This is a genomic window from Salinivibrio costicola subsp. alcaliphilus (genome assembly GCF_001996185.1).
GTDB classification, from domain to species: Bacteria; Pseudomonadota; Gammaproteobacteria; order Enterobacterales; family Vibrionaceae; genus Salinivibrio; species Salinivibrio costicola.
This window is the reverse complement of sequence record NZ_MUFR01000001.1, coordinates 35,847-53,422: the sequence shown is the minus strand read 5'-3', so window position 1 is coordinate 53,422 and position 17,576 is coordinate 35,847. Positions and strand designations below refer to the sequence as shown.

The 17,576-nt window shown below is 49.3% G+C and carries 17 protein-coding genes; 10 read left to right on the top strand and 7 right to left on the bottom strand.

Features of this window, described 5'->3' with window-relative positions:
* Positions 1 to 82 precede the first annotated feature (82 nt).
* The gene (locus BZJ21_RS00235) at positions 83 to 2,350 is read left to right on the top strand and encodes a ligand-binding sensor domain-containing protein (protein WP_077668840.1); all 2,268 of its coding nucleotides are present in this window, start codon (positions 83 to 85) and stop codon (positions 2,348 to 2,350) included.
* Positions 2,351 to 2,355: 5 nt separating this feature from the next.
* On the opposite strand, the gene BZJ21_RS00230 is transcribed toward BZJ21_RS00235, so the two are convergent.
* The 3 genes from BZJ21_RS00230 to purU form a co-directional block, all read right to left on the bottom strand.
* On the bottom strand, positions 2,356 to 2,784 hold the full coding sequence (locus tag BZJ21_RS00230; protein WP_077575864.1) for an HIT domain-containing protein: 429 nt from the start codon (positions 2,782 to 2,784) through the stop codon (positions 2,356 to 2,358).
* Positions 2,785 to 2,906: 122 nt separating this feature from the next.
* On the bottom strand, positions 2,907 to 4,637 hold the full coding sequence (gene argS / locus BZJ21_RS00225; RefSeq protein WP_077575863.1) for an arginine--tRNA ligase: 1,731 nt from the start codon (positions 4,635 to 4,637) through the stop codon (positions 2,907 to 2,909).
* 449 nt (positions 4,638 to 5,086) lie between these two features.
* Positions 5,087 to 5,920, bottom strand: coding sequence for a formyltetrahydrofolate deformylase (gene purU / locus BZJ21_RS00220; protein ID WP_021022444.1), 834 nt, complete (start codon positions 5,918 to 5,920; stop codon positions 5,087 to 5,089).
* Positions 5,921 to 6,078: 158 nt separating this feature from the next.
* Between purU and BZJ21_RS00215 the strand changes: the two genes are divergently transcribed.
* From BZJ21_RS00215 to rnd, 7 genes are all read left to right on the top strand, one after another.
* Entirely contained in the window at positions 6,079 to 8,043 is a 1,965-nt protein-coding gene (locus BZJ21_RS00215) for an ATP-dependent DNA helicase (RefSeq protein WP_077460178.1), read from the top strand.
* The gene (tsaB, locus tag BZJ21_RS00210; protein ID WP_077668839.1) at positions 8,044 to 8,739 is read left to right on the top strand and encodes a tRNA (adenosine(37)-N6)-threonylcarbamoyltransferase complex dimerization subunit type 1 TsaB; all 696 of its coding nucleotides are present in this window, start codon (positions 8,044 to 8,046) and stop codon (positions 8,737 to 8,739) included. It begins immediately after the preceding gene.
* A 34-nt stretch (positions 8,740 to 8,773) separates the two neighbouring features.
* Complete coding sequence (locus BZJ21_RS00205) at positions 8,774 to 9,073, top strand: hypothetical protein (protein ID WP_021022441.1); 300 nt, start codon at positions 8,774 to 8,776, stop codon at positions 9,071 to 9,073.
* A gap of 24 nt (positions 9,074 to 9,097) precedes the next feature.
* Positions 9,098 to 9,640, top strand: a complete 543-nt coding sequence (locus BZJ21_RS00200) for a Slp family lipoprotein (protein WP_021022440.1) — start codon at positions 9,098 to 9,100, stop codon at positions 9,638 to 9,640.
* Between the two features lie 16 nt (positions 9,641 to 9,656).
* Positions 9,657 to 10,616 (top strand): alpha/beta fold hydrolase, encoded by a 960-nt coding sequence (locus BZJ21_RS00195; protein ID WP_236719483.1) that lies wholly within the window; start codon positions 9,657 to 9,659, stop codon positions 10,614 to 10,616.
* Between the two features lie 121 nt (positions 10,617 to 10,737).
* Positions 10,738 to 12,429, top strand: coding sequence for a long-chain-fatty-acid--CoA ligase FadD (fadD, locus tag BZJ21_RS00190; protein WP_077661359.1), 1,692 nt, complete (start codon positions 10,738 to 10,740; stop codon positions 12,427 to 12,429).
* 85 nt (positions 12,430 to 12,514) lie between these two features.
* Positions 12,515 to 13,648 (top strand): ribonuclease D, encoded by a 1,134-nt coding sequence (gene rnd, locus BZJ21_RS00185; protein ID WP_077661364.1) that lies wholly within the window; start codon positions 12,515 to 12,517, stop codon positions 13,646 to 13,648.
* Between the two features lie 56 nt (positions 13,649 to 13,704).
* Here the strand turns inward: rnd and minE are convergent, their stop codons facing one another.
* The 3 genes from minE to minC are packed head-to-tail and all read right to left on the bottom strand — an operon-like array spanning position 13,705 to position 15,468.
* Positions 13,705 to 13,974 (bottom strand): cell division topological specificity factor MinE, encoded by a 270-nt coding sequence (gene minE / locus BZJ21_RS00180; protein ID WP_021022437.1) that lies wholly within the window; start codon positions 13,972 to 13,974, stop codon positions 13,705 to 13,707.
* Between the two features lies 1 nt (position 13,975).
* Positions 13,976 to 14,788, bottom strand: a complete 813-nt coding sequence (gene minD / locus BZJ21_RS00175) for a septum site-determining protein MinD (RefSeq protein ID WP_077460182.1) — start codon at positions 14,786 to 14,788, stop codon at positions 13,976 to 13,978.
* A gap of 17 nt (positions 14,789 to 14,805) precedes the next feature.
* Positions 14,806 to 15,468, bottom strand: coding sequence for a septum site-determining protein MinC (gene minC, locus BZJ21_RS00170; protein WP_077460183.1), 663 nt, complete (start codon positions 15,466 to 15,468; stop codon positions 14,806 to 14,808).
* Positions 15,469 to 15,736: 268 nt separating this feature from the next.
* On the opposite strand from minC, the gene BZJ21_RS00165 reads away from it, so the two are divergent.
* Complete coding sequence (locus tag BZJ21_RS00165; RefSeq protein ID WP_021022434.1) at positions 15,737 to 16,012, top strand: YcgL domain-containing protein; 276 nt, start codon at positions 15,737 to 15,739, stop codon at positions 16,010 to 16,012.
* A gap of 10 nt (positions 16,013 to 16,022) precedes the next feature.
* Entirely contained in the window at positions 16,023 to 16,994 is a 972-nt protein-coding gene (locus tag BZJ21_RS00160) for a lytic murein transglycosylase (RefSeq protein WP_021022433.1), read from the top strand.
* Positions 16,995 to 17,052: 58 nt separating this feature from the next.
* Here the strand turns inward: BZJ21_RS00160 and BZJ21_RS00155 are convergent, their stop codons facing one another.
* Positions 17,053 to 17,478, bottom strand: coding sequence for an H-NS family histone-like protein (locus BZJ21_RS00155; RefSeq protein WP_021022432.1), 426 nt, complete (start codon positions 17,476 to 17,478; stop codon positions 17,053 to 17,055).
* Between the last annotated feature and the right edge of the window lie 98 nt (positions 17,479 to 17,576).

Sequence of the window (17,576 nt, the reverse complement as noted above, 5' to 3'; positions counted from 1 at the left end):
TTGGGGACGCAGGGTTTTCTTTCGTAGTGACTAGCAGGACACTACAAGGCTTAACCCTGCAACCCTGTCTCGCATTTTATACATGAAACGCCAATGTCTTTGTTTTTTATGGTTGGCTCTTGTTCTCCTTTGTCTGCCTTTGCATGCGCACGAACCACTACAAACGTCATTTCAATCTTATCCGGGGCTCAGTGCGCTTGGTGATGTGCGTGATGTCGCGGTCCAACCCTCAGGCGGTATGTGGCTGCTTAATAATCAAGGCGATATTTATTTCTTCGATGGACAACAATCCCACCCTCTAGACGAAACGCTGACCTTACCTGACGAAAAAATAGTGACCATCGCCTATGCCCACCAAACGTTATGGCTTGCGGGCCAACGAGGTATTTACCGCTTTCGAGCGGGTGACAATACACTAATCCAATATAAGTTGTCAGACAGCGGCAAAGACACTCGTGGCGAGAGTCAACCTCGATTAGCCGCGGTGAATAACACGCTGTGGTATATCCAAGATGGACAATTAAGCCGTTATCACGTTAAAGAGAATCAATTTCGTATTTGGCGAGCTGGTCAATGGCGTGCGGACCATACGTGGCTTACCGATGAGCACCGATTAGTCGCGATCGGCAAAGGTTTGTATCAGCTTACCGATGACGGTATTCGCCAACTCACGCGCTTTACAAGCTCTGTGACTGCGATAACGGCAAAGGGAGATAGAGCTTGGGTCAGTACTGAACGAGGTGTCTACCTCTTAGCGTTATCAGACCGTGCGGTTCAAGCACAGCATCTACTTAATACCCAAGGGGGTTACCAGCGCCTAACGGTTGGCTCCGGTGGGCTTTGGGCGGCGCGTGCCGATGGCGTCTATTTTCTCTCTATTAGCGGGGAAGCAACGCCCGTGTGGCAGCCCGGCGCTCGGTTAATACCGGGAAAGTCAGTCACCTTTTTGTGGGGCGACTTTGAGGGCGGCGTCTGGTTTTCAACCGATAAGACAACCCGTTATCGCGCGCCTGGGCAACGCTGGATTTCGCATCAACATCAGGATGTGCCAACAGCGATGACACAAGGTTTTCTGGCCAGTAGTGATTGGCGGGGGCTGTATTCAGGCGGTTGGCGGAATTTAAGCGCTGACCTCACGCTCCCCGAGTCTCTCTCGTCACTCTCGGCTCAGCATTTATATGTCGACTCAAATGGCGTTATGTGGCTGGCGTTCAAGGATCGCCTCATTCGCTATTGGCCTGAATCTGAAAAGGTCATCGATTATGGCACTAATTGGCAATCTGATGCGGGCGATATATTAGGCTTTTATGATGATGGCAGAGGGAGTGTTTGGATTCGTCATCGCCAAGGGCTGACGCGTTATCGTCATGACCAGTTCCAGCCGATACCGCTCATGGATGCTTTACTACCCATCGTTGATCTCTATGCCGATGAGCAAGGGCGGGTATGGTTGGTGAATAATAAGGGGCTATATCAATACAACCCAAACTTATCTAATTCAACCTCGGTGGCGTACCTAGCATTGGAGAATGAAGCCTTTCGCTGTATCACTGGAAATCGAGATGGTATCTGGGCGTACAGTAATCAGGCTTTAATCCACATTGCACCACGAGGTTTTATCCGCACTTTCCGACTGCCTTCTGAGTCTGAGCAAGTGGCTTGTTTTGCGTCTCGCCCGCATCAGTTGACCATTCTGGACGCTGAAAATAAGTACGTGATTGAAACCGACCAACTCGCGTTTTCGCTGCGTAAACCGCCTCAGGTGGTGATCGGGGCTCTGTGGCAGCAACATAAGCGCTGGCGTGTTGGCCCACGCCAGCAGACCGCAATCACACTGCTCGAAAAAAGCCCGGTTAACGTGTCTTGGGGAAGCTGGCCGCCAGAGCGTCAGGTCTCTCGTATTCATTACCAATTGGTCCCTTACCGACAATCTGGCCAGTCTTTGGCTAAACCGCTGGCCGCTTGGCAGCAAACCGGAAGAGAAACCTTCTCGTTAGCGAATATGGTCGGAGGGCACTATCAGCTTCGGATTGCCATTCCGCGTGATGGCGCGTCGCATACTGTACTGGATATGAGGGTCTCTATGCCGATATTGCCTCACCTGGTGAGCGGTGTCATGCTGATACTCTTTGTCAGTATTGTATTAGCCGCAGTTAGGTTAGCGTTCAAACAACGGCACCAGGTTGGGCAGCATACTGATTTTCCCTTGGATCATGCCGGTGCATATCCGCTTTTTCAGTCCACGTTGAAACCCATGTGGACTGAATACCAAGCGCTCGCTGTGCCGAGTGAAACTAAAAAACGAGAGGGTGCAACGGAGGCCTTGGCGGAATCCTCGGATGCTGGGTGACGTGATCACGACAAAACCGTTAATCCTTGAGTAACAAGCGCCTCTCTAAACTGACTCACAAGTGCTGTTTGCTGTGACGGTGAGCGCGGCGTCGCCTGGAGGTGCCCCCAGATTGGATTGGGCCATACTGCATCGTCGCGAAATCGCGCAACATGATGGAGATGAAGCTGCGGGACCAGATTACCAATTGCTGCAATATTGAGCTTATCGGGAGCAAAAAGAGATTCTAGACAGCTTGCGACCAGGGCGGACTCTTGCCAGAGTGTTTGTTGATCGCTTGGGCTGAGATGATGGATTTCTTCGATGCCACTTACCCGAGGGATAAGCAAAAGCCATGGACCAAAATCTGCGCCTGCAAGGCGTAATTGGCATAATGCAAAATCGCCGACATACGCGCTGTCAGCGGCTAAACGAGGGTGAAGACAAAAAGACATAGCCACTCCGTATTGAAATGAATCTCGCCAGCTTATATCACAACCGACGAGTGGGTCACGGCAAATAAAAAGCCCACCGACAAGGTGGGCTTCACTATTAGGTTATCTCGTCCGCTTAGCCATTACATGCGTTCAAGCGTATTGATGCCCAATAGCGCCAAACCTTGCTTGATGGTTTTCGCAGTGAGTGCGGCCATGCGCAAGCGGCTTTGGCGAGTGTGTCCTTCTGAGAGCAGGATTGGGCAAGCTTCATAAAAGCTAGAGAACAAGCCTGCAAGCTCAAAGAGGTAACTACACATTAAGTGCGGCTGTCCTTCTCGGGCTACAGATTTCACGGCTTCTTCAAATTGCAGTAGCTTAGCAACCAATGCTTTTTCTTTTTCGTGCTCAATGATCATCTCACCGTCAAGCGCATCCCGATCGACGCCTGATTTTGCAAAGACTGAGGCAACGCGAGTATATGCGTATTGCATGTAAGGCGCGGTATTCCCCTCAAAGGCCAGCATATGATCCCAGTCGAAAATATAATCGGTAGTACGGTGCTTGGAGAGATCGGAGTATTTTACCGCTGCCATCGCAACCGTCGTCGCGATATTCGCTTGCTCGGCCGCATCCATATCAGGGTTCTTTTCAGCAATCAGTGCTTTGGCACGCGTTTCTGCTTCGTCCAATAGGTCAGCAAGACGCACTGTGCCGCCCGCACGTGTTTTAAACGGTTTGCCATCTTTACCCAGCATCATGCCGAATGCATGGTGCTCCAAGCTAACGGTTTCCGGAACATACTCGGCTTTACGAACAATGGTCCAGGCTTGCATTAGGTGTTGATGCTGGCGTGAATCAATGAAATACATCACGCGATCAGCGTTAAATTGTTCATAGCGATACTTGGCGCAAGCAATGTCGGTGGTGGTATAAAGAAAGCCGCCATCACGTTTTTGGATGATCACACCCATCGGCTCGCCATCTTTATTTTTATATTCGTCGAGAAAGACCACCTGAGCCCCATCGTCTTCGACCGCGATGCCTTTCGCTTTTAAGTCTTCAACAATACCCGGCAGCATATCGTTATAAAGGCTCTCGCCCATGACATCTTTTGGTGTCAGGGAAACGTTTAGACGGTCATAGTTCTGCTGGTTCTGCTCTAACGTGACTTTAACGAGCTTTTCCCACTTCTCTTTGCAATAGGCATCGCCACGCTGCAATCGCACCACGTAGTCACGTGCGGTGGCGGCAAAGGCTTCGTCTTCATCGTAGCGCGCTTTAGACTCACGATAGAAGTTTTCAATATCGCCCAGCTCCATAGAGATATCATCACCGCGTGACTCGTGCAGCTCGAGGTTAGCAATCAACATACCGAATTGCGTTCCCCAATCACCTAGGTGGTTGGCCCGTGTAACCTTGTGACCCAAAAACTCTAATGTACGCACCACCGCATCACCGATAATGGTGGAGCGTAAATGACCAACGTGCATTTCTTTAGCAACGTTAGGTGCCGAGTAATCGACGACAATATTTTGCTTATCTTGTTTCTCGATACCTAAGTGAGCGTCGGACAGGGCGATATCCGCCTGTTTAGCCAGCCACTGATCGTTTAAAAAGATATTGATAAAGCCTGGACCGGCAATCTCTGCGCGACTTGCCATATCACCGAGATCAAGCGCGTCCAATACCTTTTGGGCAAATTCACGCGGGTTCGTCCCGATCTTTTTGGCTGCACCCATCACACCATTGGCCTGATAATCACCAAATTGTGGTTTTGCAGATTGACGCACTGCTGCTGGTGTGCCCTCAGGCGCACCCGCCGCAACCATGGCGGCAGAAACTTTTTCGTTAAGAAGACTTTGAATATTCACTTGCTTACCTTTACTACTAGCCGGGCTGATTATGAATGACCCGTTATGTGGGTTTCCAGCTTATCAATACAAGAATCCGCCAACACTGCATTGCGCGAGAATGAAGCGTGCAAACACAGTGTTGGCGGGATGCTGTATTGTCGCGAACCATGACGTTCATCGACGCGGATGATCCCTAATGATACCCATAAAACAGCAGGCATTGGCAATAGTTATTCACCGCCTTCCTTGATATCTTTACGCGCCGGAATACAACGAGCCTTTTTTCCCTCTCGGAGGTTACCAATTATGATGCCATTAAAGGCAAAGTCGTAGTGCGAGATGACACCACTTTTTAGATAAAATCAACCAGTTGCTTACACAGGTTCTTATGATCTCAACAATGAGGTAGAGGCCAGCGCCGGTGCGCTGGCAATCGATGGCAGTTTGGTGAGAATAAGGAGGCTGAGCTATAAAATCACGGTTTTATTGCCGTGTACGAAGACGCGATCGTCGATAACGCGAGCGATCGCTTGGCTGAGCACGCTTTTTTCTACGTCCCGGCCAGCTTTTGCCATATCTTGTGCGCTAAAGCTATGATCAACATGAATCACATCTTGGCCAATAATAGGGCCCTCATCCAAATCGTTGGTCACGAAATGGGCGGTCGCACCAATGATTTTGACCCCGCGCTCGAAGGCTTGATGATAGGGGCGTGCACCAATAAAGGCAGGCAAAAAGCTATGGTGAATATTAATAATGCGATGCGGATATTGGGCGACAAAATCTGGCGTTAGCACCCGCATATATTTGGCGAGAATAATATAATCAGGCTGGTGGCCTTGAATGGCCTTAATCATCGCTTGCTCGTGCTCGTCGCGACTTAATCCTTCATGGCTAACAAAGTGAAACGGGATATCAAACCGCTCGGTTAAAGGCTGTAACTTATCGTAATTCCCTACCACAGCGGCAATCTCTATATCGAGCGATCCGTCATACGCTTTCATCAAAATATCGCCGAGACAATGCGACTCTTTGGTGACCATGATCACCACACGTTTGCGACGCGAACTGACTAATTGACGCTGACTGCCGGGTGGTAATGCGTGGTCAAGATCCAATAGCAAGGTATGATCGTTGAAAATTCCCTCCAGCTCGGTGCGCATATAAAACTGACCGGTGGCGTGATCAACGTATTCGCGGTTATGAATAATATTGAGTTGGTGTTTGTAGCAAATATTGGTAATGGTAGCGATTAAGCCTTGAGCGTCAGGGCAATCCGTGAGTAGTGTTTTTCGTTCCATGCTGATACTGTGCTGCTTATTATTAAACCCTCGGTTTTACCCTGTCTGGCGGGCTAGGTCAAAGTGATTTTCGCAGTGATCTTGGCTTTCGACCCTGAATGGTTTGATCCATTTTGGGGGTTTGGCATAATGCTCTCTTTCCCCTGTGTATTTATCCAATGATCCGTAAGGTTTTCTCAGAGACGGGCGCGCTGGCTAAAGCCATTAACGGCTTCGTGCCTCGCCAACCGCAAACAGATATGGCGATCGCTGTCGATACGGCCATTCGTGAACAAGGCCAGTTAGTGGTTGAAGCGGGCACAGGAACCGGGAAAACCTATGCCTATCTGGCCCCGGTGTTGTTAAGCGGCAAAAAAGCGATTATCAGTACCGGGTCGAAAAACCTGCAAGAGCAGCTCTACCATCGCGATTTACCCTTGATGAAGTCTGCGCTGGGCTATACCGGTACCACGGCGCTACTCAAAGGCCGGGTCAATTATCTTTGTCCTGAACGTTTAGAGCGGCAAATCAGCGAGTGTCACCGCCCAGATAGTGAACCGGGACAACTGAGTCAGTTGGTCAAAATTCGTGAGTGGTCATCGTATACTGAATCAGGCGATTTGAGTGAATGCGAGGCGCTTGCCGAAGACAGTCCGCTCATTCCTGTTGTGACCTCCACCAATGATAACTGTCTGGGGAAAGACTGCCCGAGCTATGAAGATTGTTATGTAGTGAAAGCGCGGCGCCGCGCGATGGATGCCGATGTGGTGGTGGTGAATCATCATTTATTTTTGGCAGATGTCGCCATCAAAGAAACCGGCTTTGGTGAACTGATCCCAGATGCCGATGTGATGGTGTTTGATGAAGCGCATCAATTGCCCGATATCGCCAGCCAGTATTTTGGCCAGTCTTTGTCAAGCCGACAGCTTCAAGATGCCGCGAAAGATATTCATATCGCCTACCGGACCGAACTTCGTGATACCCGCCAACTGGAAAAAGTGGCCGATCGCCTCTCGCAAGCAGCGATGGATATGCGGTTAGTAATGGGGGAGCCAGGGTTTCGAGGCAATTGGCGCGAGCTTCAAGCGTCACCCGTGGTTGAAAAAGAACTGGTGCGACTGTCCGATGCCCTCGATTTAGTTCATGACGTTGTCAAGTTGTCGCTTGGGCGAAGCCAGTTATTGGATGCCGCATTTGACCGTATTACGCTGTTTAAAGCCCGATTAACGCGCCTTCGCGATACGTCGATAACCGGATATTCCTACTGGTATGAATGTACACGCCATCATTTTAGCTTGAATATTACGCCATTATCCGTAGCGGACCGTTTTCGTGAACAAATGGCCGAACAAGGCGGTGCATGGATCTTTACCTCGGCCACCTTGGCCGTAGAGGGAGATTTTGGCCACTTTAATCACCGATTAGGGATCGATGCCAAACAACAAATGACGCTGGAAAGCCCGTTTAATTATCCAGAACAAGCTCGATTGTGTGTGCCACGTCATGTCCCTGAGACCAATAGTTATCGCCGTGCGAATAAATTGGCCGCCATGCTCGGGCCGGTGATTGAACGCAACCAAGGCCGTTGCTTTTTTCTCTGCACGTCGCACCAAATGGTCCGTGAGCTCTCGGCGTTATTTCGCGAGCAGTTGTCATTGCCGGTGTTGATGCAAGGCGAAATGCCTAAACAGCGCCTATTGGCAGAATACTTGTCTTTAGGTAACGCGCTACTGGTGGCGACAGGGGCATTTTGGGAAGGCATTGATGTACGAGGCCAGGCCTTGAGTTGCGTTATCATTGATAAGTTGCCGTTTGCGTCGCCGGATGATCCTTTATTAAAAGCACGCATTGAAGACTGCAAATTGCAAGGTGGCGATCCCTTCGCTCAGGTACAAATTCCCGAAGCAGTGATCACGCTTAAACAAGGCGTGGGGCGATTGATTCGTGATCAACAAGACTATGGCGCATTGATTATCTGTGATAACCGCTTAGTCACCCGTGCCTATGGCGCGACCTTTTTACGCAGTTTACCTGCTATCCCACGGACACGGGAGCTTAACCATATTGACGATTTTTTGTCGCCCTCAGAGGCGGACAATAAAACCGTTCACTCGCATTTATCACATCAACCTATAGAGGGTTAAATGACGCTAAAAATACTTGCCGTCGATACGGCGACGGAGAATTGTTCAGTGGCACTTAGTTGTGGCGATCATGTTATTTCACGCAGTGAAATCGCCCCACGCGAACACACGAATAAGATCCTGCCGATGGTTGATGAAGTCCTGGCAGAAGCCGGCGTCGCACTCAGCCAGGTGGATGCGTTGGCGTTCGGCCGCGGGCCGGGCAGTTTTACCGGTGTACGCATTGGTATTGGTATTGCCCAAGGACTCGCTTTTGGCGCGGATTTGCCCATGATTGGCGTGTCAACGCTAGAGGCGATGGCGGCACAAAGCTACCGACTGAGCGGCGCAACCCGTGTCCTCGCTGCGATTGACGCGCGGATGGGCGAGTTATATGTCGGTCAGTACCAACGCACACAAACAGGTCGTTGGCAGTGTTTAGGTGAGGAAATGGTCGTCGCACCTGATGCGCTTTTACCTCACTCTAACCAAGGTGTTTGGACATTGGCAGGAACCGGCTGGCCTGCCTATCCTGATCTAGAGGCCCAGTTGGGATTGCAAAGCGTCAGGTCAGATGTGTTGTACCCGCAAGCGCAAGATATGATCGCGATTGCACAACACGCGTACCAGTCAGGAGAAGCGGTGGCCGCCGAGCTAGCCAGCCCTACCTATTTGCGAGATAAAGTCACGTGGAAGAAATTACCCGGGCGAGAGTAGGCCGGTAGTCGGTCGGTGAGCATAGGAAGCGAATATGGTATCGATTAACGGTGTACCGTCCCCACAGACGACCCGATCGAATCAATCCCAGCGTGCGGCAAACAAACAGAAAGCCACACGCAAGCAAACGCCGAAGACGACGCAAGTTGCCAACGCGGTTCGCCAGCGCGTTGACCCAGTGTCGGTTGCGCAAGCTGAGCAAGCGCAGCAACAGGTGCAGTATGATTTACCTGATGGTCGAGGTCGGCAGGCAATGGAATCTTACTTCGCCGTGTTAAACCAAACACGGCGAGAGGAACTGTTGAGCTTGGTTGGGGTCGATATATACGTTTAATGGCGCACAAAAGGAGCGTGTTGTATGAAACCTTATTGGCTAGTCGTTCTTGGTGCCTTGGTTTTAACCGGCTGCTCAACGTTGCCGGAGACACTCAAAGGACGCATGGATCAGCCCGTGACTGAATATCCAGTTGTGGCGAAAATGACTGAGGCGCAACGAGGCGAAGAAGTGCGCTTAGGCGGGATGATTGTCGGTGTCAACAACCGGGAGTCTGACTCGGTTGTAGAAATCGTTGCTTTACCAATCTCAGATGCGGGACGTCCCGATATTAAGGCCTCATCCCTCGGGCGTTTTAAAGCCGTTTTTGATGGGTTTGTGGAGCCTGCTGATTATGCCAAAGGGCGGCCGATTACCATTCTCGGCGACTTTGACTCACGCCAGCAAGGTATGGTCGATGCGTACGCCTATGATTACCCAGTGCTTAAGGTGAAAGGACATCAATTATGGAATATTGAGCAACAAGTGATTGATGATGACAGGCCGTATTGTTACGGGTCGTATTGTTCTCGACTTCGTATCGGTGTCGGTACCGGGCATGTGCAAAGTGTGATTACCCTTCCTTAACCCATAACGGGTCGCCATGCTATCCACACCGTTAAGTGCAAAGCTTGATGCTTTATTGGCCCAGCCTCCTGAGCAAGTGGGCCTTTGCTCGGGGTTGGTCGCCACATCTATCCCGCTTGCAGACATTCAGGTAGCGGCGGCTGTGCGTACGCCCAGCCATGGCGCACCGACATTAGTGTTCATGCACGGTTGGCAAGATAATCTCGCGAGTTTTCATTCGCTGCTTCCTTTATTGCCGCAAGATTTTGGGCTCATTCTGTTTGATTGGCCAGGACATGGTTTATCGGAACACAAACCCGGTGATTATTATTATCCGTTTTTTGACTATCTTGATGATCTGCACCAAGTGCTGAACCACTCATCGCTCTCGCTGCTCGGTCACACAGGGCAGGTGGTGCTGGTGGGTCATTCACTGGGTGGGGTGGTCGCTAGCTGTTATGCGGCTAGTTTCCCCGATAGTATTGATGCCATGGTGACCATTGAAGCACTCGGCCCGATCGCGGAACCTGAGCAGACGGTCACTGAACGTTTTGTGAACAGCTTGAATCAACGGGCCATTTTAAGAGCAAAGGCCCCCCGTTACTTTGATTCGGCGCTTAAGGCGCTACGGTTACGCGCCTCGATAAATAAAGTGTCGCTTGAGTCACTTCTGCCTTTGGTGGCTCGAGGACTTTCGGTATGTACACAAGGCGTACGCTGGCGTCATGACCGCAAATTAGGCGCAGAAGCGCTTTATCGAATGTCGCCAGCTCACAGTGAGTCGATTATTCGAGCGATCAATTGCCCAGTACTGGCGATTCGAGCGACAGATGGGTATCCTGCATTTCGCTCAACAGATGCGGCCATCCGGGCAACGTGGTTTCAACAACTCACCCTCGCTGAGCTTCCCGGAACCCATCATTGCCACCTTCAACAACCGCAACAAACTGTGTCGTTGATAACGGATTTTGTGACCAAAATTCAAACGCGCACTTAAAATGCTCGTGTAAAAATAATGTTAACGTTATGGTAGGCAGGTTAAACACTTGTTTGAATTATACCTTGCGTCGATCGAAGTGGGCAAAATAGCCGACCAGCAGAAATATAGGAGAAAGCCAGTGGAAAAGGTATGGCTTAATCGTTACCCGTCGGATGTGCCGGCGGAAATAGATCCAGATGCTCATCGCTCCCTTGTTGAAATGTTTGAACATTCTGTTCAACAGTACGCCGACCAGACTGCCTTTATTAATATGGGGCAGGTGATGACGTTTCGTAAATTGGAAGAGCGTAGCCGCGCGTTTGCGGCCTATTTGCAAAATGAGCTGAAGCTGAAAAAAGGCGATCGCGTTGCGATCATGATGCCAAACCTGCTGCAATATCCGATTGCTTTATTCGGCATTTTACGTGCCGGTTGTGTTGCTGTTAACGTCAATCCGTTATATACCCCTCGTGAGTTAGAGCACCAGCTGACGGACGCGGGAGCAAAAGCTATTGTGATTGTCAGTAACTTTGCCCATACATTAGAAAAAGTGGTCGACAATACCCCAGTCAAGCATGTGATTCTGACCAGCTTAGGCGAGCAACTACCGCGCGCCAAAGGAACCTTGGTGAACTTTGTGGTCAAATACGTGAAGAAAATGGTACCCAAGTATCATTTACCTCATGCCACATCGATGCGCCAAACGCTGAGTCGTGGTCGCCGAATGCAATACGTTAAGCCTTTCTTGAAAGGCGATGATGTCGCTTTCCTCCAGTACACGGGTGGCACCACTGGATTGGCGAAAGGCGCTATCTTAACCCACCGCAATATGTTGGCGAATGTCTATCAAGCAAAAGGTACCTACCAGCCGGTGCTTAATGCGGGTGAAGAAGTGGTGGTAACTGCATTACCGCTTTATCACGTCTTTGCGTTGACCGTAAACTGCCTGTTGTTTATCGAGATGGGGGGGCAGAACTTACTGATTTCTAACCCGCGTGATATTCCAGGCTTTGTGAAAGAGCTACAAAAATATCCATTTACCGCGATCACCGGCGTGAATACGTTATTCAATGCCTTACTCAACAACGAAGATTTCCATGAGCTCGATTTCTCGAACCTACGCTTGACCGTGGGAGGAGGCATGGCGGTACAGCGTGCAGTGGCTGAAAATTGGAAAAAACTGACGGGTAAGCACTTACTCGAAGGATATGGGTTAACCGAATGCTCACCTTTGGTTGCCGCGTATCCGTACGATTTGCGAGACTACAATGGCTCAATTGGTTTGCCCGTGCCGTCGACTGAGGTCCGTATTGTCGATGATGAAGGTAACGATGTCGCCGATAACCAACCCGGTGAGCTTCTAGTACGTGGCCCACAGGTGATGCAAGGCTACTGGAATCGGCCTGAAGCCACACGGGAGAGCATTGATGAACATGGCTGGTTAGCGACCGGTGATGTGGTGCAGTTTGATGATGATGGTTTCTTGCACATTGTTGACCGCAAAAAAGACATGATTTTGGTATCAGGTTTCAATGTTTACCCAAATGAAGTGGAAGACGTGGTCGCCCTGCACGAAAAAGTGCTCGAGGTTGCAGCGATTGGCCAGCCTGACGAGAACTCAGGCGAATTGGTGAAGATCTGTGTGGTGAAAAAAGATCCCTCGCTCACGCGAGATGATCTCGTTGCCCACTGTCGTAAGCATCTTACGGGCTATAAAGTACCGCGTGTAGTGGAATTTAGGGATGAATTACCTAAAACCAATGTTGGTAAGATTTTGCGTCGTGAGTTAAGGGACGAGCCTGAGGCGCCTGCGCAAAAAGCGTCGGCTTGATGCGAACCGACCCAGAAAAGGGTAAACTAGCAATAACGAATCACGAAATGCCGGCATCGCCGGCATTTTCTTTATGGGCTTTTTTGTGAACTATCAACTGATCACCTCTTCTCAACAACTCGTGGCTATATGCACGCGTCTTCGTCAGCAAGCAACCGTGATGGTCGATACTGAGTTTGTCCGCACTCGCACTTTCTATGCTCAGCTGGGCTTAGTTCAGCTTTATGACGGGGAGTGCCTCGCGCTGGTCGATCCTATCGCGATTGACGATTTATCGCCTTTGTGGGCACTGATGGCCGACGTCAGCGTGACCAAGGTACTACATGCGAGCAGTGAAGACTTAGAGGTGTTTCTACACCATGCGGGTGCGCTACCGACACCAATGATTGATACCCAAATCATGGCAGCATTTTTAGGCCATGGTGTATCGGAAGGGTTTGCAAGCTTAGTTGAGCGTTATGTCGGTGTGGCGCTGGACAAGGGCGAGTCACGCACTGACTGGTGTGCACGGCCACTGACCGACAAGCAAAAGCACTACGCCGCAGCAGATGTTTACTATTTGATGCCACTTTATCAGGCGTTGTCTGACGCCTTAGCGCAGACACCGTGGCAAGAGGCTATCGTCGAGGAGTGCGCACTGCTTTGCCTGAAAAAACAGCAGCCAAAGGCGGATGATGCCGTCTATCGAGAGATTAAATATGCTTGGCAGTTGAATCCACAACAATTGGCAGTATTGCAAGCGTTGGCAAAATGGCGAGCCAAAGAGGCACGACGTCGTGACATGGCGCTTAATTTTATCGTCAAAGAACAGCACCTTTGGAAAATGGCGCGATACGATATACGCACAGTAGAGCAAATGCAGGAACATGGGTTTGATCGCTTTGAAATTCGCTATCATGCACAAACACTGATAAAAATCGCAAAACAGGCTGACAAGGTGACTGCGGATAAATGCCCGCCAGCGCTGACACGGCTGGTCGATGAACCAGGCTATAAAGCGGTGATCAAAGCAATTAAAGAAAAAGTGCAAGAAGCGGCTGATAACGCTGGATTAGCGCCAGAGTTTATTGGCTCCAAAAAACAGCTGAATCAGCTGATTACTTGGGTATGGCGAGACGATTGCCAAGAAGAGAAACGCCCCGAATTAGCAAAAGGATGGCGTTACACGTTAATTGGCGATGCCCTGTTAGCGGCTATTCCCAAAAAGCCAACCGCCTAAACCTAAAAAGCGGTGCTCGTGCACCGCTTTCGTGTTTTTGAGAAAAAGGGGCCGTATTAGTGGTCCTTTCCTTCCTCGGGGAGCGTAACATTTAGCTCTAAAACAGACAGATCATCATCCCCTTGCTCGAGGCTAACCGATACCTGGTCTGGCGCAATATCGACATATTTCCGGATGACATCTAAGATATCTTGCTTAAGCTGAGGCAGATAGGTTGGAGCAGGGCTATCGGCACTACGACGCTCGGCAACAATAATCTGTAAACGCTCTTTCGCGATGTTGGCGGACTTTTTCTTAGTGGGCCGGAAGAATTCTAGCAATGCCACATTAGCCTCCAAATAAGCGTTTTAAGAAACCTTTACGCTCTTCCTCAATAAAGCGGAAGGGGCGCTCTTCACCCAGCAAACGAGCGATGGCATCTTCGTAGGCCTGGCCTGCGTCAGACTCTTGGTCAAGCACAACAGGCTCACCTTTGTTCGAGGCGTGTAATACCGACTGGCTTTCCGGGATCACGCCCAGCAGAGGAATGCGTAGAATATCTTCAACGTCTTCGACACTTAGCATTTCGCCATTGGTCACACGTGCAGGATTATAACGAGTGACTAATAAATGGTGTTTAACCGGCTCCTCACCGTTTTCTGCGCGGCGTGATTTAGAGTCAAGAATGCCAAGAATACGGTCAGAATCGCGTACAGATGACACTTCAGGATTGGTAGTGACAATTGCTTCATCAGCAAAATACAGCGCCATTAATGCGCCAGCCTCGATGCCCGCAGGAGAGTCGCAAATAATGTATTCAAAACCAAGCTCGTCCATGTCTTTTAAAACACGTTCAACCCCTTCTTTGGTCAGCGCATCTTTATCGCGTGTCTGAGAAGCGGGTAGAATAAACAAGTTTTCTACTCGTTTATCTTTAATCAATGCTTGATGGAGATTCGCCTCACCATTAATGACATTAACAAAGTCGTAGACAACACGGCGTTCACACCCCATCACCAAGTCCAGGTTACGTAAACCGATATCAAAATCGATAACCGCTGTTTTTTTGCCTGTTAATGCTAATCCGGTCGCTAATGCTGCACTTGAGGTGGTTTTTCCCACGCCACCTTTGCCGGAAGTAATTACAATAATTCGTGCCATTCCTCGTCCTTATTCTGTTATAGCGTGAGGGGGTCAATCTGTAAGCTTTCTTGATTAAGCGACACCATGGCTGGCCGCTCAACATGTTCTGGTGGAATCTTATCATTCAGCCAATAGCTACCTGCCACTGACAATAATTCTGACTGAAGGTTCTGACAATAAATGCGTGCTTGTTTTTGTCCGCATGCGCCGGCAATTGCTCGGCCTCGTAGCACGCCATAAATATGAATGCTGCCATCTGCAATCACTTCTGCCCCGGCGCTAACATGATTCAAGATGACCAAATCTGCGTTTTTAGCATAAATTTGCTGGCCGGAACGAACAGGCGCGGTGACCACTTTTGCTGGCGTTTGTATCGGATCTGCGATCCGTGACTGCTTACTTGATTTAAGCACGGCCAGTCCCGAATCTAGCGCAAGTTGGCGTGTATGGTTGTGCGTGACCCCAGTCAGTCCGATAAGAATCATTCCCGTTGCCTGTAAACAGCGCTTTAACGCACTGATGTCAGGACATTGAGAAAGGCGTTGAACATCAGCCACAACGGGGGCACCTTCAAAAAAACCAGGTGCTTGAGTGACCTTCTCGGCCAGCACATCAGCCGCCGCGGCGAAGTTATCGTCAACAAGATGGAGGACGGATAGGGTGAAAGTAGAGCCTTTCAACTCCGGTTGTTTAAGCATGTGATTCGATCCCGGTTCTGTCGTTAAAACACGAGTCAGACGCGCATTATCAGACGTTGAATAGCATGGTATATTCACAGCACGGATGCGGCAAGCAAGGTTTGCTTTTCGAGTCAGATTTCTCGTTTTAATGATGTTTTTTAGCTTTATAGTGAGAAACCACCGCAAATACGTGTTTTGATACACTTTGCGGTAAAGTTTAACAAACCTTTGCCCGAGGATGACAATTTATCGCCTGTTTTATGGCATGCTCGTGAGGACTTTTGAGATGTATTGCGCAATTTATCGAAGCAAAAAGAAAGAAGGCACCTATCTTTATCTTGCAGAGAAAGATAAATTTGATGATGTGCCAGAGGCGCTGATGAACAGCTTTGGGCAACCAGAGTTCGCAATGATGATTGACTTGGACAAGCGTGAAAAGCTTGCGGTGGTCAATATCACCAAGGTAAAGCAAAGCCTGCAAGAGGAGGGGTTTTTTGTACAGCTGCCCCCACCTCCGGACGTAGCGCTGCAGGCTATTCGTAATAGAAACGAAAAACTGTAAAAGGAAGACTATGCGCAAAGGTATGATTTCAGCCTGTATGGCGGCTGCATTAATCGTTAGCCCAGTGATGGCCAAGCCAGGATTTGAACAATATGTGGCCTCATTAAAAGATGAAGCTCGTGAGGCAGGGATTAGCGATGCATTGCTCGAGCGAGCGTTTGACGGGATTGAATATCATGAACGTGCGGTAAGCTCAGATCGAAATCAACCCGAGCGGCGCCTTACTTTAGACGAGTATATTCCCCGTGCGGTACCAGACTGGAAAGTGGCGCAAGCGAAAAAGCTCTACAATCAGCATTATGACGCATTAAAAAAAGTGGGTGAACAATACCAGGTGCAACCACGTTTTATTGTTGCCCTGTGGGGCGTTGAAAGTAACTTTGGTAAGCTCCAAGGCAGTTATAATGTGATTGAGGCATTGTCGACATTGGCATTTGATGGCCGTCGAGAAGCTTTTTTCCGTAAAGAAACCATGGCAGCACTGACAATATTACAGCAAGGTCATATTGCCCCCGAAGACATGAAAGGATCATGGGCGGGAGCAATGGGGCAATCTCAGTTTATGCCCAGTTCGTTTATTAATTATGCTGTGGATGGCAACCAAGATGGTAAAAAGGATATTTGGCAAACGGAGGCCGATGTTTTTGCATCGGCAGCGAATTATCTGAAACAAGCTGGCTGGGATGATACCTACACATGGGGTCGGCAAGTTCAAGTTCCAGAACAGCTTGATCGGTCTCTACTCGGTACCGGAGCAGACAAGGGCTTATTGTTAAGTGACTGGCAGACGAAAGGCGTAAGACGCATGAACGGCCAAGCGTTACCCAAGGTCGACATCAAAGCATGGCTCATTCAGCCTGATGATGAAAAGGGGAGAGCGTATTTGGTCTACAATAATTATCAAAGCTTATTGAAGTGGAACCGCTCGCATTACTTTGCTCTGGCGGTTAGTCATTTAGCCGATAGAATTAAATTTGATTGATACCCTATAACAAAAAAAGAGGCCTTGGCCTCTTTTTTCTTTTTCCTTGGTAAAAAGTTTATGCTTCTTGACCAGGGATGAGGAAATCGTCGAGTGTTGCAGAACCACTTTCCGTCGCTTCGCGAATAACCTTAGGCATACGGCCTTGACCTGTCCATGTTTTATGTGAACCGTCATTATCAGTATATTGGTATTTAGCTGGACGTGCTGCGCGCTTTCCTGGTGTTTTCGCTTTAGTGCTGCCACCTAATAGCTTCATGAGCTCTTCTGGCTCAATGCCATCGGCCACTAACATTTCGCGGTATTTCTCTAGCTTTTCTAAACGCTCTTGTTCTTTTGCTTCTTCTTCGCGATCAATTTCTTTACGCTCTTCAACCACAGTATGTAGTTTCTCTAACGCTTCGTTTAGTTGCTCGGTTGACATCTCTTTGGCAAGAGCGCGTAAGCTACGCAGGTTGAGTAACGCTTTCATTGCATCAGACATTATTGGTTCCTGTTTAATTTATTTGTTAATAGAAGGATGATAGCAGTATAAATGAAATATACAATATTACATATATTAATACGCCACATTGTTCATTA

Bases quoted from the DNA above. Each gene is read 5' to 3' on its own strand.
- BZJ21_RS00235 (WP_077668840.1), top strand. From the start codon at position 83: ATGAAACGCCAATGTCTTTGTTTTTTATGGTTGGCTCTTGTTCTCCTT.
- BZJ21_RS00230 (WP_077575864.1), bottom strand. From the start codon at position 2,784: ATGTCTTTTTGTCTTCACCCTCGTTTAGCCGCTGACAGCGCGTATGTC.
- purU (WP_021022444.1), bottom strand. From the start codon at position 5,920: ATGGAACGAAAAACACTACTCACGGATTGCCCTGACGCTCAAGGCTTA.
- BZJ21_RS00215 (WP_077460178.1), top strand. From the start codon at position 6,079: ATGATCCGTAAGGTTTTCTCAGAGACGGGCGCGCTGGCTAAAGCCATT.
- tsaB (WP_077668839.1), top strand. From the start codon at position 8,044: ATGACGCTAAAAATACTTGCCGTCGATACGGCGACGGAGAATTGTTCA.
- BZJ21_RS00205 (WP_021022441.1), top strand. From the start codon at position 8,774: ATGGTATCGATTAACGGTGTACCGTCCCCACAGACGACCCGATCGAAT.
- BZJ21_RS00200 (WP_021022440.1), top strand. From the start codon at position 9,098: ATGAAACCTTATTGGCTAGTCGTTCTTGGTGCCTTGGTTTTAACCGGC.
- BZJ21_RS00195 (WP_236719483.1), top strand. From the start codon at position 9,657: ATGCTATCCACACCGTTAAGTGCAAAGCTTGATGCTTTATTGGCCCAG.
- minD (WP_077460182.1), bottom strand. From the start codon at position 14,788: ATGGCACGAATTATTGTAATTACTTCCGGCAAAGGTGGCGTGGGAAAA.
- minC (WP_077460183.1), bottom strand. From the start codon at position 15,468: ATGCTTAAACAACCGGAGTTGAAAGGCTCTACTTTCACCCTATCCGTC.
- BZJ21_RS00165 (WP_021022434.1), top strand. From the start codon at position 15,737: ATGTATTGCGCAATTTATCGAAGCAAAAAGAAAGAAGGCACCTATCTT.
- BZJ21_RS00160 (WP_021022433.1), top strand. From the start codon at position 16,023: ATGCGCAAAGGTATGATTTCAGCCTGTATGGCGGCTGCATTAATCGTT.
- BZJ21_RS00155 (WP_021022432.1), bottom strand. From the start codon at position 17,478: ATGTCTGATGCAATGAAAGCGTTACTCAACCTGCGTAGCTTACGCGCT.